The sequence below is a fragment of the Dialister sp. i34-0019-2H8 genome (assembly GCF_042846925.1).
Taxonomy (GTDB): domain Bacteria; phylum Bacillota; class Negativicutes; order Veillonellales; family Dialisteraceae; genus Dialister.
In genome coordinates, this window is sequence record NZ_BAABYQ010000001.1 from 473,491 (window position 1) to 492,815 (window position 19,325).

Here is a 19,325-nt window from a genome sequence, read left to right on the forward strand (position 1 = left end):
GACGATCGAACGCTCATTTGCTATACTTATGTTCAGGGAACAATATTTCTGAGGGAAGAGACGTTCGTGCTGAAAGAGAGGAAGCAGCATGTGCAATATTGGAATGAGAGCGCTGGTGCCGGTGAAGCGCGGCGGCGTGGATGATACGTTGGCGATTCGGAATGACTGGGGACTGATCCACATGCCCTGCCCTGTCGAGACGGCGATGGGACGGCTGTCACGCTCCTATGGCGAGTGCATGAGGACGCAGAGAAGGCTCTTCGGAAAACGGCGCGGGACGGCCGTGAGATTCGGCGATGATGCGGACAGCCTTTTCGTCCAGCTAAAGCTTTCTGAGCAGGCGCCTGGGCTTGGCTATGTGCATCTCGGCTCTTTTCATGATATCTTCGTGGACTTGGACGGGAAATGCACGATTCGCTTTGATACGGAGCACTCCCTCCACACCTACTGGAATATCCAGACCGTAGAGAAGCATATCGCAAAGCTCACGCCCTTCATAGCGGAGCCCGTTTCGCTCCTGATCACCCATCCGAAGAGGATGGAAATGGAAAGGCTCGCAGAGCTTCGGAAACGGATGATGGCGCTGTGAGTGATATTTCATCCCGCTCAGGTCAAAAAAAGAGATGGAATCGGATGCAAATGCATCCGGCTCCATCTCTTTTTCGCTTGTGATTTTCGGATAAGGAGGGGAAGAAACTCGGAAAGTCCTGCAGGAATACGTCCAAGGTCTGAAAACTTCTCACTTTCTACACTCCGAGCTTCTTTTTCAGCGCGAGATACGCATCCGTATAGTACGGCGTGACCTGGGACTCTCTTAAGTCGTAGCCGTAGGGGCGCCGGCTCATGGCGAGGATCGGAGGGGTCTGGATGCGCTTGGCGACGGAGAAGCCGGAGAAGAGAGCCCACCAGCGTTCAAGGTCTTCGGTGAAGGCTTTGGCGGTCGGGAAGAGGTCTTGCACGCGGGCATGGCAGCCGATATGCGCCTCGAGACTTCCCTCTGCGTACCAAGTGAGGAGGTCTTCCGGGCAGAGGCGCTGCCATGGCTCGACGAAGCTCTTCAGAAGATAGTCATGGTACTCATAGATGAGAGGATCGCCCATGCCTTTGGTGACGTCCTGCTTTTCTGAGAGCTCGGCGGAGGGCTTCACGGTGAAGATGCCTTCCGGAATGACGGGGCTTTCGTACCAGTCGTTCAAAAGGCGGCCCAAGTGGTAGATCTGGTATTTCCATAAATCGGCGGTCGCGGCAAATGCACCGGCGAGGTCGCCGTAGAGTGTGCCGTAGCCGACGGTCGTTTCTGTTTTATTGGCGTTGCATGTGAAGATGCCGCCAAAGGCAGCGGAGAGGGCGGAAAGGATCCGGCTGCTCCGGTCGCGCGCCTGCATGTTTTCCTTCATGAAGTCCGTGAGATGGATCTCGCGTCCGCAAGAGATCGGAAGGCCTTCCAGTGCTTTTGCCGTCTCATCGATGAACTTTCCGATGGGGATGGTGAGGTAGGGCGAGCTGAGACGCATCGCGAGGTCTTTGGCGAGCCTCTTCGTCATTTCTGAATTGTAGCGCGTCGGCGTATTCACGAGGAGCAGATGGTCTGCGGGAAGGACGGAGCGGTAGAGCGCGGCATTCACCGCGGAGTCGATGCCGCCGGAGACGCCGATCACGACTTTGGATACGCCGATGGCGGAGAGAAATTTTCTGACGCCGTAGCGCATGGCGAAAAGAAGCAGGTCTCCCTGCCATGGCGGCATGGGGGAGGCGGGAAGGAGCGCGTTCGTGGATCTCTCGAAATGGAATGTGCTGCGGGCCTCTTCAAAGGGAGCGGCTTCGGCAAGAAGTCTGCCGTCCTTTCCATAAGCGGCGGTCATGCCATCGAAGGTGTAGCAGGTCTTGCCGTTGTTCTCCAGTCCACGACGATTCACATAGAGCATCGGGACGTGGAGACGGGAGAGTTTGGCGGAGAGCATGCGGTGGCGTTTTTCATTTTTGGAAAGCGTGAAGGGAGAGGCGGACAGATTCAGGAAAAGATCGGTGCCCTTGGCGGCAAGGACATCCATGGGCGAGAAGCTGTAATTTTCATCCCAGCTGTCTTCGCAGAGGAGAAGCGAGAGGCGGATCACTTCGCCATGAAGAGAGATCACAAAGGGCGCGAGCGCTTCTTCGGGGGTCGAGCCTTCTTCTCTCGCGAGGGCGAGAAGAGAGGTGAAATAGCGGCGGTCATCGAAACAGCGGTAATTGGGCAGCAACGCTTTCACCGCATAGGGACGATGCAGTCCTTCCGGAGAGAGGAATGCGCCGTCTTTCGCGAGAAAAGCGGCATTGTATTTTCGGGGGCGGCCATCGTCATTCGTCTTTGTCCAGTCGATGGCGACGTTTCCCCACGCGATCGCGAGGCCTTGCGCTGCTTCGCGGAGACGGTCATTGTATCGCTCTGCCTCGCGCAGGAAGGCATTCTGGTCCCACAGGTCTCCGATGAGATAACCGGTGAGACACATCTCGGGAAGAACGAGAAGGTCAGCTCCCTCCTCTTTGGCGAGTGAGATCTCTTTTTCGATGAGCGCCCAGTTGGCGCGGATATTCCCAGGCAGGATGTCGAGCTGGGCGGTGCGGATAGTGAGCATGGTTGGGCTTCTTTCGTGAATGGAAGTGACTAGTGACTGGAAATGAGGATATAACAGGTGCAATGCTGTGGAAAGAGGGCTCCTGCATCCACTTGCTTTTCTTCCATTTTACAAAAGCATTTCCCTATTGTAAATGCACGGCGGCGAGATTTGTTATATAATGACTGTAATATGCAGCGAATCGTCCTATCCTCTTCCTTGGGAAGGGGGATGCCCGAAGGGCAGGGGGAGCCGAGCTGGGGAAACGCTGATGCAATCGGACAACGATGGGATCAGTATCTCCCTAGGCGGATTTTTACTTCATGCAGGAGCCAACCCCGACTCGCTTCGCTCGTCAGCCCCTTCCAAAGGAAGGGGCTGGAGAAACACTGTCGAATCCGCTGAAGCGGTAGAACTTATTAACTATGGAACATTATCGCAACTATTCTGATTTCTTGAAACAAAAATACGGCGAGAAGGTCTACAAGATCCCGATCTCGCTCCCCGTGACCTGTCCGAACCGCGATGGTACGCTGTCAAAAGCACCCTGCATCTTCTGTGGCTCGATCGGTGCGGACTATGAGACGAAGGCGGTCGGCATGAAGATCACCCGCCAGCTTGACCGGAGCATCGCGCATGTGGGGCCGAAGTACAAGGCGAAGAAATTCATCGCCTATTTCCTGAATTTCACAAATACCTACGCGCCGCTACGCGATTTTCGGTGCTGGATGGAGGAAGCCATGCAGCATCCCGATGTGGTGGGAGTCGACGTTTCGACGCGTCCGGACTGCATTCACGAGCGCTACCTTGACATCCTGAAAGAGCTTTCAGATACCTATGGCAAGGATGTGACGATCGAGCTGGGGCTGCAGAGCAGCAATGCCCATACCCTCGAGAAGATCGGCCGTTGCCACGGTGTCGCGGAATACATAGATGCCTCGCTCCGCATCGGGCGCTATGGCTTCGGGCAATGTACGCATGTCATCGCAGATCTTCCATGGGATGACCGGATAGACGTCATCGAGACGGCAAAGCTCATCTCCGTCCTCCCCGTGACAGAGGTGAAGCTGCACTCCTTATATATCGTGAAGGATACGGCGCTCGCGCATATGTATGAAGCCGGCGAGGTCACACTCTCTTCGATGGAGGAATACATGGAGCGCGTCATTCTCTTCCTTTCCTATCTCCGCCCCGACATCGTCATCCAGCGTATCGTCGGCCGCGCCTCGGGCGGGAATACCCTCACCGTCAATGGCGGCTCCCCGTGGTGGGACGTCAAGAAAAGGATCGACGCCCTGATGGAAGAGCGCGGTATCATGCAGGGCGCTTGCTGCGACTATATCGACGGAAAGGCCGTGCGGAGATTTGTGCGGTGAGACATAAGAAATGGTATTGGTACACGAAAGGAACTTCATGGCAGAAAAAACAGAACAGATCATGGTGAATGATCGCGAGGAGGCCGGCGCGCTTTTGGAGCGGGACAGCTCATACCTTGCCATCATCGGCGAGCATTACGGCGCAGACATCTTTGCCCGCGGCAATCTCATTCGGCTCAAGGGTGAGGAAGAGGCAGTCGATCAGAGCATGCGCGTGATTGGAAGACTGCGGCGGATGATCCGTCAGCGGATCCGCCTCTCTGCGCGGCAGGTCAGGATGGTGATGTCCCTCTTGGATGAAGGCAAAGAGCAGCTGCTCGAAGACATGGAAGACGACATCATCAATTTCACCAAGCAGGGCGCACCGCTTCGCCCAAGGACTGTGGGACAGAAGATTTACGTCGATACCATCCGTCACCATTCCATCACCTTCGGCATCGGCCCCGCGGGGACTGGCAAGACCTATCTGGCTGTTGCACTCGCCGCTTTTGCGCTCAGAAATCATGACGTGCAGCGCATCATTCTCGTCCGTCCGGCGGTCGAAGCCGGTGAGAAGCTGGGCTTCCTTCCCGGCGATTTGCAGGAAAAGGTCAATCCGTACCTTCGTCCTCTCTTTGACGGACTGCTGGATATGTTCGGCCCGGAAGACTTCATGCGGCTGCAGCAGAAGGGCCAGATCGAAGTCGCGCCTCTCGCCTACATGCGCGGACGCACGCTCGAGAAATCCTTCATCATCCTTGATGAAGCGCAGAATACCACCATCGAGCAGATCAAAATGTTCCTGACACGCCTCGGACACCGATCGAAGATGGTCATCAATGGCGATACCACGCAGATCGATCTTCCCCCTCATGTCAAGAGCGGCCTCATCGATGCCGAGCGCGTGCTGAAGCATGTGAAAGACATCGGACACGTCTATTTCAATGAAGACGATGTCGTCAGACACGATCTTGTGGCGGCGATCATTCATGCCTACGAAGAAGATGCGAAGAAAAAGAGCAGCTGGTGACTAGTGACTAGTGACTGGTGACTAGTAGCTAGGGATGAGTGGCTAGGGATTAGGTTTCTGATACGAGAAAACCGCTAGTCTCAAACCTCCGCGGCGCTTCTGATTTTTATGCGCCGCACCACCATTTCGCATTTCTCATTTCTAATTTCTCATTCAAGCAGAGCTTTCATTCGCAATCAAGGGACGACACGTCCCATGGGCTCACCCTGAACCTTCCATTCGAAAATCCATGATCTCGGAGGTGTTACCATGGAAATCACGATCAATTACAGTGATATGAAATTTTACGACGAAAATTACGAAAAGCTGATCCACACCGTCCTCACCAAGGGCGCAGAGCTGCAGAAGGTGCCGGAAGAGGCAGAGATCAGCGTCCTCATCTGTGATGCGGATACCATCCATGAGCTGAATCGCGACTACCGCAATGTCGATGCACCGACCGATGTCCTCTCCTTTGCACTGAATGAAGGGGAGGAGGACATTCCGGAGGAAGAAACAGAGCTGGGAGACATTGTCATCAATCTGGATCGTGCTATCCAGCAGGCCAAAGAATTCGGACACAGCACGGAACGCGAAGTAGCTTACCTCTCCGTTCACGGCTTCCTTCACATTCTCGGCTATGACCATTATGACCCCGAAGAAAAGAAAGCCATGCGAAAGGCGGAAGAAGATATCCTCTCCGCCTGCGGCATCACCCGCATGATGACCGAAGGGGAGATCGAAAGGGAAGAAGCGGGAATGAGTGACTAGCGACTGGGGACTAGATCAAGAGACTAGAAGACTAGAAGATATCAGACTCCCGTATCGTCATTTCGAGCGAAGCGAGAAATCTTTGTCATTCGCGGTTCGGCGAACAATGTTGGGAACCCCCAAACGGGAAACCTGCTATCAAGAGACCTTAGGGCATCGCCCTATATATTTTCGGCGAAGCCGCCACCTTCATTCCTCATTCGAGGAGAGCTTTCATTTGCAATCCATGGGCGATCCGCCCCACAGGCGAACCCTGCCTCTTTATTTAGGAGACTCTATGAATAACGAAACCAAATTTCACTCCGGCTTTGTCGCTCTTGTCGGGCGGCCGAATGTCGGTAAATCCACACTTATGAATGCCCTTCTGGGGGAAAAGATTTCCATCGTGTCTGCTCACGCGCAGACGACCAGAAATAAGATCACCGGCGTATGGAACGGCGAGAATTCCCAGGTGGTCTTTCTGGACACCCCCGGTATGCACAAGCCGCAGAGCAAGCTCGGCGAAGTGATCCGTCAGAATACCATGGACGCTTTGGACGAGGTCGACCTCATCGTCTTCCTCTGCGCCGTGAACGATCCTCTGGGCGCAGGCGACCGCTACATCATTTCCCTCCTGAAGAACCGCAAGGTGCCGGTCATCCTTGCGCTGTCGAAGACCGACCTGATCTCCAAGGACGAGCTCTTGAAGAAGCTCGTGCAGTACGATAAGATCTACAAGTTTGCCGAGATCGTCCCGCTCTCTGCCAAGACGGGAGAGAATCTGGATGTCCTCATGAAGATGGTGGAAAAGTACCTGCCCGAAGGCCCGAAGTACTTCCCCGATGACATGGTGACCGACCAGCCGGAGAGAAACATCGTGCAGGAGATCGTCCGTGAAAAGCTCCTGACGCGTACACGCGATGAAGTGCCGCACGCCATCGGCGTCTTCACAGAAGAATTCCATGAACGTGAAAATGGCAAGGTCTACATCCGCTGCACGATCTACGTCGAGCGTGATTCGCAGAAACGCATCATCATCGGAAAGAAAGGCACCGTCCTCAAAGAAGCAGGACAGGAAGCCCGCGAAGAGATCCAAAGTCTCATCGGCGCTCCCGTCTTCCTCGACCTCTGGGTCAAGGTCAGCAAGGACTGGAAGAACAAGGACTATATCCTAAGGGAGCTTGGGTACAAGGAGCACAGATAGCAGCTGGTAACTAGGGATTAGGGATTAGTGGCTAGGGATTAGGAGTCTCAAGTGACTAGTGACTAGTGACTAGTGGCTAGGAGGCTAGGAGACATCAGACTCTCGTATCGTCATTTCGAGCGAAGCGAGAAATCTTTCTTGCAGACCGCTAAACGAAGGATGTGTGAAAGCAGAAATACGTAGCACCAAGGCGTCGTTTCCGTACCGGTGCTTATGTGATACTGACCGCAGTGCAAGAAAGATCCCTCGGCTACGCTCGGGATGACGATAGCGCGAAACACTATCAAAATTCCGCGGCGCTTCCTCAGTTTATGCGCCGCCCCACCATTTCGCATTTCTCATTTAATCAAGGGGCGAGCCGCCTTAGCGGCTAACCCTGAACCCTTTGAACCTTCTGAACCCTGAACCCTGAACCTTGAACCCGACAACCTAAAAAGGAGTGGATGACTTATTTCTTCAGAGATAGAATGGATCGGCCTTTGGCTTCTCGTCATCGTGGCCGTTTCCTTTATCAATTACAACAATACGATGGTGAACTTTTCCTTCGCTCGCATGCGGAAGAAATACATCGAAGACAATGACGAGCAGGATCCTGCGCTCATCGAAAAGGTGGCGCCTTTCTACCGGCGCACGTCGCAGATCATCGGCGGCACGCAGGTCTCCTTCGTGCTGTGCAGCGCCATGCTGGGGATCTCTCTCCTGATGCTGGTAAGCCATGCGCTCGTCCTTCTGGAATCACTTCTGGGCGGGGCGCTCTGGGCCGAATGGAAATGGGGCGTGTACATCCTCATTGCGCTCCTTGTCATGGGACTTCTTCTGGTGTACTGGGTGGGGACGATCCTTCTCCCCGGGGCGCATGCACTGGTCGATCCGCTGCCCATCCTCGCTTCGCACACATGGGTCATCCGTCTCAACCGACACCTGTACCGGCTCTTTGTCGCGGCAGGTCTTTTTGTGACGCATCGCATCTTCCGCTTGCGGGGGATCCCCTTCCGCAATGAAGTCAATTTCACCTACACCGAGGATGAGATCCGCTGCATCGTCGAAGAGAGCCACCGAAGCGGCCGCCTGAATGCCCTCGAAAATACGCTCATCAAGAATTCATTCGATTTCTTCGACCTCATGGCGCGCGATGTCATGATCCCCAGAAATGAGATCGTCGTCTTCCACTTTGACGAGGATCTGTCCGAAGCGATGCGGCGCGTGCTGCCGAAAAGCCATCACACCTGCTATCCGGTCTGCATCGAAGACAGAGACCAGATCATCGGCTTTATCCATGTGAAAGACCTTCTGCAGGGCTGTCTCTCGGGCCAGCTGTCTTTGAAGAAGATCAATCGTGAGATCTTGACCGTGCCGGAAGTCATGCCCGCGCCGGCGCTGCTCCAGCTCATGAAGAACCGACGCATCTACCTCGCCGTCGTCGTAGATGAGTACGGCGGCACCTCCGGCCTTGTCACACTGAATGACCTCGTCGAAGAGCTCATCGGTGAGATCCCGCAGCCTGCGGAGAATGTCCCCTATGAGATCGTCCGTCAAAAGGACGGGACGTATGAATTTGACGGCACCGTCATTCTCGAAGATGTATCAGACCGGCTGGAGATCGATCTTGCAGGAGAAAATAAAAGCGCGACCATCGCCGGCTTCGTCTTTTCCAATCTGGAGCGTATCCCGAAGGTGGGCGACTACGTCGACTTCTCCGGCTGGCGCTTCACCGTTCTTCGCCTCTCCGGCTTCCGTATCGTCCGTGTGAAAGCGGAGAAGTTGACTGGGAACTAGTGACTAGTGACTAGTGACTGGTGACTGGTAGCTAGGGATGAGCAGCTTTCTCTCCTTGTCATTTCGAGCGAAGCGAGAAATCTTTGTCATTCGCGGTCAAACGAATGATGTCAGAAAAGCGTAAACGGGAAACCTGCTCTCCGCAGACATTCGGGCATCGCCTCTACAAAAAAAATCGGCGCGAAGCGCCGCACCACAACCCTGAAGTTTGAATGCTGGGATGAGTGGCTAGGGATTAGGGATTGGGAATTAGGGGTGACTGGGATTCTCCGGCATCGTCATCCCGAGCGCAGCCGAGGGATCTTTACTGCATTGCGGGAATCAGTGTGTATGCGCCGAGGGAAAACGATGTCCTGGTGCTGCCTCATATCAGGCGATGAACGTTCTGCAATAAAGATTGAGGGCTACGCTCGAAATGACGATGCGCGCGAAGCGCTATCAAAACTTCACGGCGCTTCTATATTTTTATGCGCCGCACCACCATTCCTAATTCCTCATTTGAGCAAAGCTTTCATCCCCGATCAAGGGACAATACGTCCCGTGGGCTTCCCCCGAACCCCGAACCATCACCCGCATCTATTATGTAAAGGAACACCCGACCATGCCAACACCCCAAATCAGAAATATAGAAGGGATCGTCCTGCGTGCGTCCAAAGGCGGCGAAGGCGGGCGGAGCCTTTCACTCTTTACCCGCGAGATGGGACTCATCCATCTGACGCTGCCGCGCGCCGTGATGAACCGATGCGGGACAGGCATCCTCCTCTCCTTTGCCTGCGTCCGCCTTTCGGCAGCGATCTATCCCGAGTATGGTGTCATCAGTCAGTATGAGGGCCGCCTTCTTTTCGACATGATGAAGCTTTCCTACGAAGACATGACCTGCTGGTACTATGTGATCGAGCTGGTGCTTGCCCTCTATCCCGTGGGGCAGAAGGAGGATGAAGCCTATGACGTCCTCATGGCCGCTGCCCGCACAGCGGAAGAGAGAAATCCTCGCGTCATAGCCTTTATCGCCTCCATCAAGCTACTGGCCGCGGCAGGTTACGATCCTACGGAAGCCATAGAAGACCCGACAGCCCTTTCCGAAGGAGCGAGAGACCTCCTTTGCCGCTTTCGCGGCTACCGCTGGGGAAGCCCCTTCGAAGGCTCGATCTCAAGAGCCCTTTTCACGGAGTGCGCCCGCTACCTCGATCACTTCCTTTCGACCGTCTGCGATACGGAGATGAAGACGGCAGGGGCGTTCTTGGGAAACGCTGATTAAATCGAATTCTGTGATTTAATCGGCGTTTCCTTAAGCAAGTAATACACATAAAAACGACCGCTCGTAAGAGACGGTCGTTTTTGCGTGGGATGGATGAAGAAACGAGAATACCGTTTTCCCAGCAAAGCCTTCCTCAATGGGGAAGGCAAAGAGGAGGCGGCTTCGCCGCCCCATGCACTTGTCAACAAAAATTGGACACGAAACTAAAAAAATTAGGCATAAAAATTGAATACTTGTACAAGATACAGTGAATCTTCCAACATCGTCTCGGGAACCGCCAGACACTTTATGCCAACTACAACTTGAATAAGTTCAGCATTTAGAAATATGGCGTTCTCGGTACTGCTTCGGCGTCAAGTAGCCCAATGTATAGGCTGGCCTATATTCGTTAAAGAAATGGATGTAATCATCCACCTCTTCCGCGATGGACTTCTCTCCGGTCACGTGCAAGTCCATGAACATCTCGGCCTTAATCCATCCATTGACAGATTCCATTGCAGCGTTATCTGTCGGCGTTCCGGCACGTGACATCGACCGGGTAATGCCGTACATGGGCAGCAGGTCGTTGTAGGCCTTAGATGCGTAGACAGATCCCTGGTCCGTGTGCAGGATCATTTGGTGTTCTGGATGTTGCTCCTTCCATGCAATCAGATCTCTCAGCCCACTGATATAGGTCATGCGGTCGCCACGCTTTGCCGAAAGGGAATAGATGACAATCTCATTGTTCCAGAGATCCATGTAAAGAGTCAGTTCGTAGTAGGCGCCCTTCACATAAAACGCTGTCATATCGCTCACGATGCACTGCATCGGCCCGTCAATCTGCATCTCTGACAGGAGCAGATTTGGGAATATCCGTGCCGGATCTCCAGCCTTCTTGTAGCGGTAATGCTTGGACTTGCTCTTGATTCCCGCAATCTTGCAACACTTATGAGCATAGGGGTCAGACAGGACAATGTTTTTGTCTAGGCGTATCTTGGCATTCAGCCAGCGGTAACCATGCGACGGATACTTCGAGTGGTATTCTTGAAACAGCCTGACATTGCTTGCAAGGTTCTTCTCTCTTTCCGAAGGATGGGAGAGATGCTTCTTCCATGCGTAGAAACTGCTCCGCTGGATGCCCATTGCTTTACATAGGATCTTTACTGGGATTTCTCCTGACAGCTCCATAATCACTTGGTAGTCTTGCTGGCGTATAGAATTACCGTACCATCTCCCTTCACCTCGTATCCTTTTTTTAACCTTGCTTCTGTGATCCTGGCCTTGATCAGCTCCTGGATCAATTCCTCCTTTGTCATAGATTTCAGTTCATCCAGCTCTACCGGCTCTTTCTTGAAAGAGAGTGCGCCGATGGATCTCTGACCGTGTTTGGGCGGCAGCCGATTGACATCCCGATACATTCTCATGTAATTCCGTGCGGTCTGCTCACTAATGCCATATTCTTCCGCGGCTTCATACCGACTTATTTCGCTGTAGTAAATTCGTCGACCGATGTCCAATCTTTGTTCTTTCGTGTACTTCATGGCAAACCTCCTGTCCAGTAAGGGGGACACTCTGTCCAGCGCTTATTTTGCACTGCCTATGCAGTGTACACTGTATGTCTAAAGATTACCCCCTCTGTGTCCAATTTTAGTTTACCACTTCACCCAAAAGGAAGCCAACCCCGCCTCGCTACGCTCGGCAGCCCCTTCCAAGGGAAGGGGCTAGCGTGGACACTCCCTCCTTCCTATGGAAGGAGGTGCCCCGAAGGGGCGGAGGGTGGATGGGGGACGCGGTATGAAAGAGAGGGGAAGATCGTCTCAGGTCGACGATTCACAAAAGCACCCTCTGCAAAAAACAGCTTATAAAACCTATCTATAGTTATAAAAAGAGAAAATCTAATGCTGCAAATGATTTTAATGTTATTTACCGTTCCGGGTGTCGATAAATGCATGAAAAATCAGAGGCTGTGCATTTTTATGATTAAAAAAGAAGGAGAAAAGATTGGCAAACATACATGAAATTTCTAGAAGCATGAGCTGAAACTATCCTTGAAGCAAAGTCGAAAGTATGATACTCTACTACTAGACCTGAATCTAAGCTTCGGGCTCATGGTCCAAAGGAAACAGACATGAAAAGCAAGCAGAGGAAACACGGTCACTCGAGCGGAGCTTTCATGGACGTCGACTTTGAAAAGAAGAAGCAACATTTTTTCAAAGGGAGATCACTACTATGAAAAAGATCCTCGCACTGGCTGCTGTAGCAGCACTCACCGCTGGCGTATCCGCTTACGCTGCAAATCCATTCTCTGATGTTACTCCGGATGACTGGGCTTATCAGGCAGTCTCCGACCTGTCCGCTCAGGGCGTCGTAGAAGGCTACCCGGACGGCACCTTCAAAGGCGAAAGAAACATGACCCGTTACGAACTGGCTCAGATCGTAGCTCGCCTCATGGCTAAAGAAGACCAGCTGAACGCTGAACAGCAGGCAACTCTGGACAAACTCGCTGGCGAATACGCTGACGAACTCGCAAACCTCGGCGTTCGCGTTTCCAACCTCGAAAAGAAAGTCGGCAACCTCTACTGGTCCGGCGATGCTCGTATGCGTTATCAGACCAAAGATAATGGTACCAAGGAAGATTCCTGGAATGGCCGTATGAGAATCAATGTTAAAGGCCAGGTCAATGAATCCACCTATGTCAATGGTAAAATGGCTTACGACATGGACTTCAAAAACGATGCGAACGATAAAGGCGTTTACATGCAGCAGCTCTTCGTTAACCACAACTTCGGCAAAGATGTAGCAGTACGTCTGGGTCGTCAGCCGATCGCATTTGGTAATCAGGGCGGCTGGCTGTTTGGCGATGCAAACGGCTATGATGGTGCTCAGATTGCTTACAACAATGGCAAACTGGCTCTGACCACCGGCTTTGGTCAGCTGAATGCTTCCGATGACGCTGATTGGAAGAGCAAAGATGCTTACTTCGCTCGAGGCGCTTATGACTTTGGTTTTGCTAAACTCGGCGCTGACTACATCGCTCAGAAAGATGGTTCCAAGGATGAAATCTATGGCGTAAACCTGAACGTACCGGTTCAGCAGTTCAACGTATTCGGTGAATACTGGAACAACACCACTGCTGGTGACTATGACACCGCTTGGAACGCAGGCCTCTCCTATGGCAAAGCGGACTGGAAGAAAGCTGGCACCTGGGATCTGACTGTTGCTTACAACGATGTAGATACTAATGTTTACTTCGGTGGCTCTGGTCTTTCTACCGATATTCTTAAAGCACTGCCAAAGGCTAAGAACCTGACCTACTGGAATGCTCTTGCTAACGTAACCCTCCAGGAGAACGTACAGCTGCATGCTGAATATGCATTTGCTGGCGATGCTGAAGTAGGTGCAGATCCGGAAGATGCATGGACTGTTTCCCTGAACTACAAATTCTAATTTGTGAGTTCTCGCAAATGAACCTGAATCAAAAAAAGGAAATCTCAGAAATGGGATTTCCTTTTTTGTTGCCCGCTCCGAGTTTGGCTAAATGCATGATACGAGAATACCGCATCCCCGTATCGTCATTTCGAGCGGAAGCGAGAAATCTTTTTCGTTCGCGATCGATCAGGAAAAGTGAGGACAGCGGATAACGGGAAGCACCGTACTCCATGCGACGTGGGATTACGGTGCTTCATGCAGACAGCATTACGAAGGAAAACGGAAACGGGAAACGAAAAAGATCCCTCGGCTGCGCTCGGGATGACGATACGAGGGAAGGCATATCTCACATTCTTTTTCAACCGATAGCGTGAGCGAGCCTCCGTCCTTTCGGGGCACCTCCTTCCAGAGAAAGGAGGGAGATACGAGAATGCCGCTTTCCCCGTATCGTCATTTCGAGCGAAAGCGAGAAATCTTTTTCGTTTGCGATCGATCAAGACATGGGAGGACAGCGGATAACGGGAAGCATCGTACTCCATGCGACGTGGGATCACGGTGCTTCATGCAGACAGCATTACGAAGGAAAAGGGAAACGGGAAACGAAAAAGATCCCTCGGCTGCGCTCGGGATGACGATACGAGGGAAGGCATATCTCACATTCTTTTTCAACCGATAGCGTGAGCGAGCCTCCGCCCCTTCGGGGCACCTCCTTCCAGAGGAAGGAGGGAGATACGAGAATGCCGCTTTCCCCATGTTGTCATTTCGAGCGGAAGCGAGAAATCTTTTTCGTTTGCGATCGATCAAGACATGGGAGGACAGCGGATAACGGGAAGCACCGTACTCCATGCGACGTGGGATCACGGTGCTTCATGCAGACAGCATTACGAAGGAAAAGGGAAACGGGAAACGAAAAAGATCCCTCGGCTGCGCTCGGGATGACGATACGAGGGAAGGCATATCTCACGTTCTTTTTCAACTGATAGCATGAGCGAGCCTCCGCCCCTTCGGGGCACCTCCTTCCAGAAGAAGGAGGGAGATACGAGAATGCCGCTTTCCCCATGTTGTCATTTCGAGCGGAAGCGAGAAATCTTTTTCGTTCGCGATCAGGAAAAGAGGCAAGGACAGCGGATAACGGGAAGCACCGCACTCTCTGCGACGTGGGATCATGGTGCTTCATGCAGACAGCATTACGAAGGGAAAGGGAAACGGGAAACGAAAAAGATCCCTCGGCTGCGCTCGGGATGACGATACGAGGGAAGGCATATCTCACATTCTTTTTCAACCGATAGCGTGAGCGAGCCTCCGCCCCTTCGGGGCACCTCCTTCCAGAGGAAGGAGGAAGATACGAGAATGTCGCTTTCCCCATGTTGTCATTTCGAGCGAAAGCGAGAAATCTTTTTCGTTTGCGATCGATCAAGACATGGGAGGACAGCGGATAACGGGAAGCACCGTACTCCATGCGACGTGGAATCACGGTGCTTCATGCAGACAGCTTTACGAAGGAAAAGGGAAACGGGAAACGAAAAAGATCCCTCGGCTGCGCTCGGGATGACGATACGAGGGAAGGCATATCTCACATTCTTTTTCAACTGATAGCATGAGCGAGCCTCCGCCCCTTCGGGGCACCTCCTTCCAGAGGAAGGAGGGAGATACGAGAATGCCGCTTTCCCCATGTTGTCATTTCTCAGCTGTGATCGGGCAGGCGAAACGGGGAAAGGCTCACCTCACAGATCACGAGGTCTGTATCGGTTCGTGTACGAGAGGAAGACTGGAGGATCTCGCGATCGCGGGGGAGATCGCGAGCGTGAGGTGATGGGCATCTCATTTTAGGGCGGTGTTTCCTCAGAAAGTGTCTTGCCGCCTTGCTTTCTTCGCTGCGTTTTGATTTCTCACTATTTCTTCCCAAGGCGCAGGTCCCCTGTTATAATGGATAGAGATTCAATTACAGGAGGCCAATTATGTCACAGAGTGCTATGCAGGAGATCACCTGTCCGAAATGCGGGAAGAAGACGTCTTTCCGTGTATGGGACAGCATCAATACGATGAAGAATCCGGAGATGAAGGAGAAGGTCAGAAATGACGAGGCCTTCCGTTTCCACTGCCCGGAGTGCGGCGCGTCAGCGCTTTTGAATTACAATTTCCTCTATCATCAGCAGGAGGATAAGGTGCTGATCTATGTCAGCGCAGATGGCGAGGATGCATCGGAGATGGCGCGGATCCTGGACCAGCGGGGGAATGCCTTCGACGGCTATCGGAAACGCATCGTCCGTTCCTACAATGCATTCAAGGAAAAGCTCCTCATCCTCGATGCGGGCTTCGATGACCGGATCGTGGAGATCATCAAGGGCTCCGTATGGGATAATGTCGAGGCGCACTACAAGGATAAGAAGATCGATGAGATCTATTTCGCGACCAATGACGACGGAGTGCACGGCTTCCTCTTCCGCAGAGCGGGAGAAATGGTGGCATCGATGGAATTTGATGAATCCCTGTACAAGGCCATCTATGACAGCGCGTATGAACGCCTCGATGCCGCGACAAGGAATGATCTCTATATCGATCGCGACTGGGCGAAGGATGTCGTAGAACGGATGGGATAGAAGGGGAAGCCCGTGGGCGGGGCACCCTTTGATTGAGGGTTCAGGGTTCAAGGTTGTGGTGCGGCGCATTTCGTCATCCTGAGCGGAGAAAAACGTCGTATGGGCTTATCTGAAACGGGAGAACTGAGTCGAAGGATCTAAGCGCCGCGGAGTATAGATGGGCGATGCCCGAAGGCCGCTTATATTTTATCTGCATCAAAAAAGCCGCAGAGGGAATCGTTGGATTCACTCTGCGGCTTTTTCGATGGAAACAGGGAGGAAAACGGCAAGCGGGCATCGCCTATATTACTTGCGGCGAAGCCGCCACAACAACCCTGAACTCTGAAGTTTGAAAGCAGGGATGAGTGGCTAGTGGCTAGTGACTAGTGACTAGTGACTGGTAGCTAGGGATTAGTGGCTAGGGATTAGGTTTGCGATACGAGAAAACCGCTAGTTTCAGACCTCCGCGGCGCTTCCATGCTTTTATGCGCCGCACCTTCCCCGTTGAACCCTCAGAACCTATAGAACCTTCTGAACCTCTTTCCCAATGAAATCAAAGGGAAACTCGCCCGATGAGCTAACCCTGAACCCTTAAACCTTCTTACTTCGTCCCGAAGATGCGGTCGCCGGCATCGCCAAGGCCCGGGAGGATGTATTTCTTTTCATTCAGCTGACGGTCGAGGGAGGCGGTATAGATCGGAACGTCCGGATGTGCCTGGTTCACGACCTCGACACCTTCCGGGGCAGCGACGAGACACATGAATTTGATATTCTTGACGCCTTTTTCTTTCATCATGTCGATGGCTGCGACGGCGCTGCCTCCGGTAGCGAGCATCGGATCGACAAGGATGAAGTCGCGATTTTCCACATCCGGGAGCTTGCAATAGTATTCGATCGGCTTGGCGGTGACAGGATCGCGGTAGAGGCCGATGACGCCGATGCGGGCAGACGGCATGAGTTCGGTGAGGCCTTCCACCATGCCGAAGCCGGCGCGCAGGATCGGGACGATACCGAGCTTCTTGCCGGCGACCTGTTTTCCTGTCGCTTTTTCAAGCGGTGTCTCGATAGCGACATCTTCGAGCGGCAGATCGCGGGTGAGCTCATAGCCCATCAGGAGCGTGATCTCCTGCAGCAGACGGCGGAACTCACCGGAGCTGGTTTCTTTCTTCCTCATAATGGTCAGCTTGTGCTGGATCAGCGGATGATCAATGACATGGATATGCATAATGGCCTCCTTGGGGAAATACAGAGTGAATAGGAAGTAGCGATTTTGGCTTTTCTCATTGTAGCACAAATGAGAGAGGTTTGGGGGAGGGACGGCCCTTTGATTGCGTGCGAAAGTTTCGCTTGAATAAGAAATGTGAAATGAGAAATGCGAAGTGCTGGTGCGGCGCGTTTCGTCATCCTGAGCGGAGGGAAACATCGTATGTTAGAAAATGGCTTATCTGAAACAGGAGAACTGAGTCGAAGGATCTAAGCACCGCGGAGTATCAATAATGGCGAGGCCCGAAGGTGGCATTTCAGTCACTAGTCACTAGTCACTCGAGGCTACTAATCCCTAGCTACCAGTCACTAGTTCTCCTCATCCCTGCTTTCAAACTTCAGGGCACGCCCCACGAGCGAACCCTGTTTTCTTAAACCTTTCTTTAATGACAATTCCCGAAGAATGTTGTAAAATGAAAGACAGTATGACAGAAATGAATTCTTATACCTTTATATGTAGTTTGAGGTCCATATAGCTCCAAGTAAAGAAAAGAGGAATCGTATGAAATCCAATAAACTGACATCCCTTCTCTGCGCACTGGCTCTGACAGGGGCGGTGATGCCGCTTTCTATGGCAGAGGCAGCAGAGCCGGCTCCGGCGGCCGCCCAGGAAGCACCTGCTGAAGGTGTGAACTACACCGATGCCCTGATGAAGGGACTTTCTCTGACGCTTCCTGATGTCCAGAGCGCGGTCGAGTCAGGCACGTTCAAGAATCTTTCACCGGAAGCGCCTAAGCCTGCAGAGCCGGAGCCCGCTCCGCTGCCCGAACCGGAACCGGAGCCAGAGCCGGAACCGGAACCCGAACCTGCGCCTGCCCCTGCCCCTGCACCGGCGGCGAAGTATACCGCAGATCAGGGGAGTGCAGCCACCGAGATCGGATCCGATGGTGCGTATGACGGCATGACCTACAGCTCGGACAAAGCGGATGAGAATGCGCTTCGCGTCTCCATGGCATACATTACCGCGAAGGGCGATACCATCACGAAGTCCGGTGACACCTCGAGTGCAGAAAACAGTGACCTTTACGGGATGAATGCGGCGCTGCTCGTGACCCATGGCGGACACGGGGCTTTCACGGATGTGAAGATTTCCAGCACAGGAAACGGCGCGACGGGCGCTTATGGCTACAGCAAGGGCACGTACATCAATCTGACGAATGCAGAGGTCTCCACCACGGGCGCGCAGGCTTCCGGCGTCGAAGTCTCCCAGCGTGCGATGATGAAGGTAGAGGCATCCACGGTCACTACCACCGGAGATCAGTCGCCGGCGATCCGCATCTCTCAAAACGGCGGCATTCTTCTCACCGAAAACTCTGCCTTCACCGCTTCCGGTGCCAATGCACACGGCATCTATACCCAGGGCGATGTGACCGTCACAGGCGGCTCTGTCAAGGCGGAAAAGACCAAGGCAGCCGTCATCAAAAATATCAGCTCCATCACGCTCGAAGGAGCGACGCTCGAAGGCAATGAGACGGGCGCGCTTCCTTACAATATCGTCATGTACTCGGACGCCGACGCGATCGGTGTCACGGGGACGCAGCAGTTCGAGGCGAATCATGCAAGCCTCATCTCTCATAAGGGCGGCATGTTCTATGTGACCGGCACCCACTGCCGCATCACGCTGAAGGACACCACGCTCACGCAGGATGAAGCATCGCCTGTCTTCACCATCACGGGCAATGACGGCGGCTACGGCTGGGGCGATGCGGGCGCAAACGGCGGTCACGCGGAAGTCATCTTGTCGCATCAGATCCTGAATGGCGATATTCTCCTCGATACCATCTCGGATATCAATCTCAGTATCAAAGACCAGTCCACCTGGACCGGTGCGATCACCATCGCTCCGAATGCCCAGGAGGGTGCTCCGTACAAGACCAATGCTGATGTCTTCATTGCGGAAGGCTCTACATGGAACCTGACCGCAGACTCTCGGATCACCAGCCTCTTCAATCTGGGCACGATCCATTACAACGGACACACCATCACACTTGCCGATGGGACGGTCATGAAGGAATAAATTGATAGAAATAGAAGATCACGCGGTGCGAGGTAGTCGCATGGCGTGATTTTTTATTTGAGACTGAAGTTTGAAAGCAGGAATGAGTGGCTAGGGATTAGGAGCCTTGAGT

Annotated in this window: 14 protein-coding genes; 10 read left to right on the forward strand and 4 right to left on the reverse strand. The window is 53.2% G+C overall.

What is annotated here, in order from left to right:
• Positions 1-88: 88 nt before the first annotated feature.
• Positions 89-589, forward strand: coding sequence for a hypothetical protein (locus tag ACGG9R_RS01930; RefSeq protein WP_390150788.1), 501 nt, complete (start codon positions 89-91; stop codon positions 587-589).
• Positions 590-746: 157 nt separating this feature from the next.
• Here the strand turns inward: ACGG9R_RS01930 and nadE are convergent, their stop codons facing one another.
• Positions 747-2,615, reverse strand: coding sequence for an NAD(+) synthase (nadE, locus tag ACGG9R_RS01935; RefSeq protein WP_390150791.1), 1,869 nt, complete (start codon positions 2,613-2,615; stop codon positions 747-749).
• A gap of 404 nt (positions 2,616-3,019) precedes the next feature.
• On the opposite strand from nadE, the gene ACGG9R_RS01940 reads away from it, so the two are divergent.
• The 6 genes from ACGG9R_RS01940 (at position 3,020) to ACGG9R_RS01965 (ending at position 9,946) form a co-directional block, all read left to right on the forward strand.
• Positions 3,020-3,970 carry a TIGR01212 family radical SAM protein gene (locus ACGG9R_RS01940; protein ID WP_390150794.1) on the forward strand — a complete coding sequence of 317 codons (951 nt, stop codon included), beginning with the start codon at positions 3,020-3,022 and terminating at the stop codon, positions 3,968-3,970.
• Between the two features lie 37 nt (positions 3,971-4,007).
• Positions 4,008-4,979, forward strand: a complete 972-nt coding sequence (locus ACGG9R_RS01945; protein ID WP_022105884.1) for a PhoH family protein — start codon at positions 4,008-4,010, stop codon at positions 4,977-4,979.
• Between the two features lie 249 nt (positions 4,980-5,228).
• A complete protein-coding gene (gene ybeY / locus ACGG9R_RS01950) occupies positions 5,229-5,729 on the forward strand; it encodes an rRNA maturation RNase YbeY (RefSeq protein WP_022105255.1) in 501 nt (166 codons plus the stop codon).
• A 277-nt stretch (positions 5,730-6,006) separates the two neighbouring features.
• A complete protein-coding gene (gene era / locus ACGG9R_RS01955) occupies positions 6,007-6,912 on the forward strand; it encodes a GTPase Era (RefSeq protein ID WP_022106723.1) in 906 nt (301 codons plus the stop codon).
• Positions 6,913-7,407: 495 nt separating this feature from the next.
• Entirely contained in the window at positions 7,408-8,688 is a 1,281-nt protein-coding gene (locus ACGG9R_RS01960; RefSeq protein WP_390150798.1) for a hemolysin family protein, read from the forward strand.
• Positions 8,689-9,289: 601 nt separating this feature from the next.
• Positions 9,290-9,946, forward strand: coding sequence for a DNA repair protein RecO (locus ACGG9R_RS01965; RefSeq protein WP_390150802.1), 657 nt, complete (start codon positions 9,290-9,292; stop codon positions 9,944-9,946).
• Between the two features lie 312 nt (positions 9,947-10,258).
• Here the strand turns inward: ACGG9R_RS01965 and ACGG9R_RS01970 are convergent, their stop codons facing one another.
• Together ACGG9R_RS01970 and ACGG9R_RS01975 are read right to left on the reverse strand one after the other, a co-directional pair.
• A complete protein-coding gene (locus tag ACGG9R_RS01970) occupies positions 10,259-11,113 on the reverse strand; it encodes an IS3 family transposase (protein ID WP_287835595.1) in 855 nt (284 codons plus the stop codon).
• Positions 11,114-11,115: 2 nt separating this feature from the next.
• Positions 11,116-11,466: a hypothetical protein gene (locus tag ACGG9R_RS01975; protein WP_287835597.1), complete on the reverse strand. Its 351-nt coding sequence runs from the start codon at positions 11,464-11,466 to the stop codon at positions 11,116-11,118.
• Positions 11,467-12,154: 688 nt separating this feature from the next.
• On the opposite strand from ACGG9R_RS01975, the gene ACGG9R_RS01980 reads away from it, so the two are divergent.
• Both ACGG9R_RS01980 and ACGG9R_RS01985 read left to right on the forward strand, forming a co-directional pair.
• Positions 12,155-13,372: an S-layer homology domain-containing protein gene (locus tag ACGG9R_RS01980; protein WP_390150805.1), complete on the forward strand. Its 1,218-nt coding sequence runs from the start codon at positions 12,155-12,157 to the stop codon at positions 13,370-13,372.
• 1,940 nt (positions 13,373-15,312) lie between these two features.
• Positions 15,313-15,954 carry a CpXC domain-containing protein gene (locus ACGG9R_RS01985; protein WP_390150808.1) on the forward strand — a complete coding sequence of 214 codons (642 nt, stop codon included), beginning with the start codon at positions 15,313-15,315 and terminating at the stop codon, positions 15,952-15,954.
• Positions 15,955-16,534: 580 nt separating this feature from the next.
• Here the strand turns inward: ACGG9R_RS01985 and upp are convergent.
• Positions 16,535-17,158, reverse strand: a complete 624-nt coding sequence (upp, locus tag ACGG9R_RS01990; protein ID WP_022105912.1) for a uracil phosphoribosyltransferase — start codon at positions 17,156-17,158, stop codon at positions 16,535-16,537.
• 540 nt (positions 17,159-17,698) lie between these two features.
• Here upp and ACGG9R_RS01995 point away from each other — a divergent pair.
• Positions 17,699-19,213, forward strand: coding sequence for a hypothetical protein (locus ACGG9R_RS01995; RefSeq protein ID WP_390150811.1), 1,515 nt, complete (start codon positions 17,699-17,701; stop codon positions 19,211-19,213).
• Positions 19,214-19,325 lie beyond the last annotated feature (112 nt).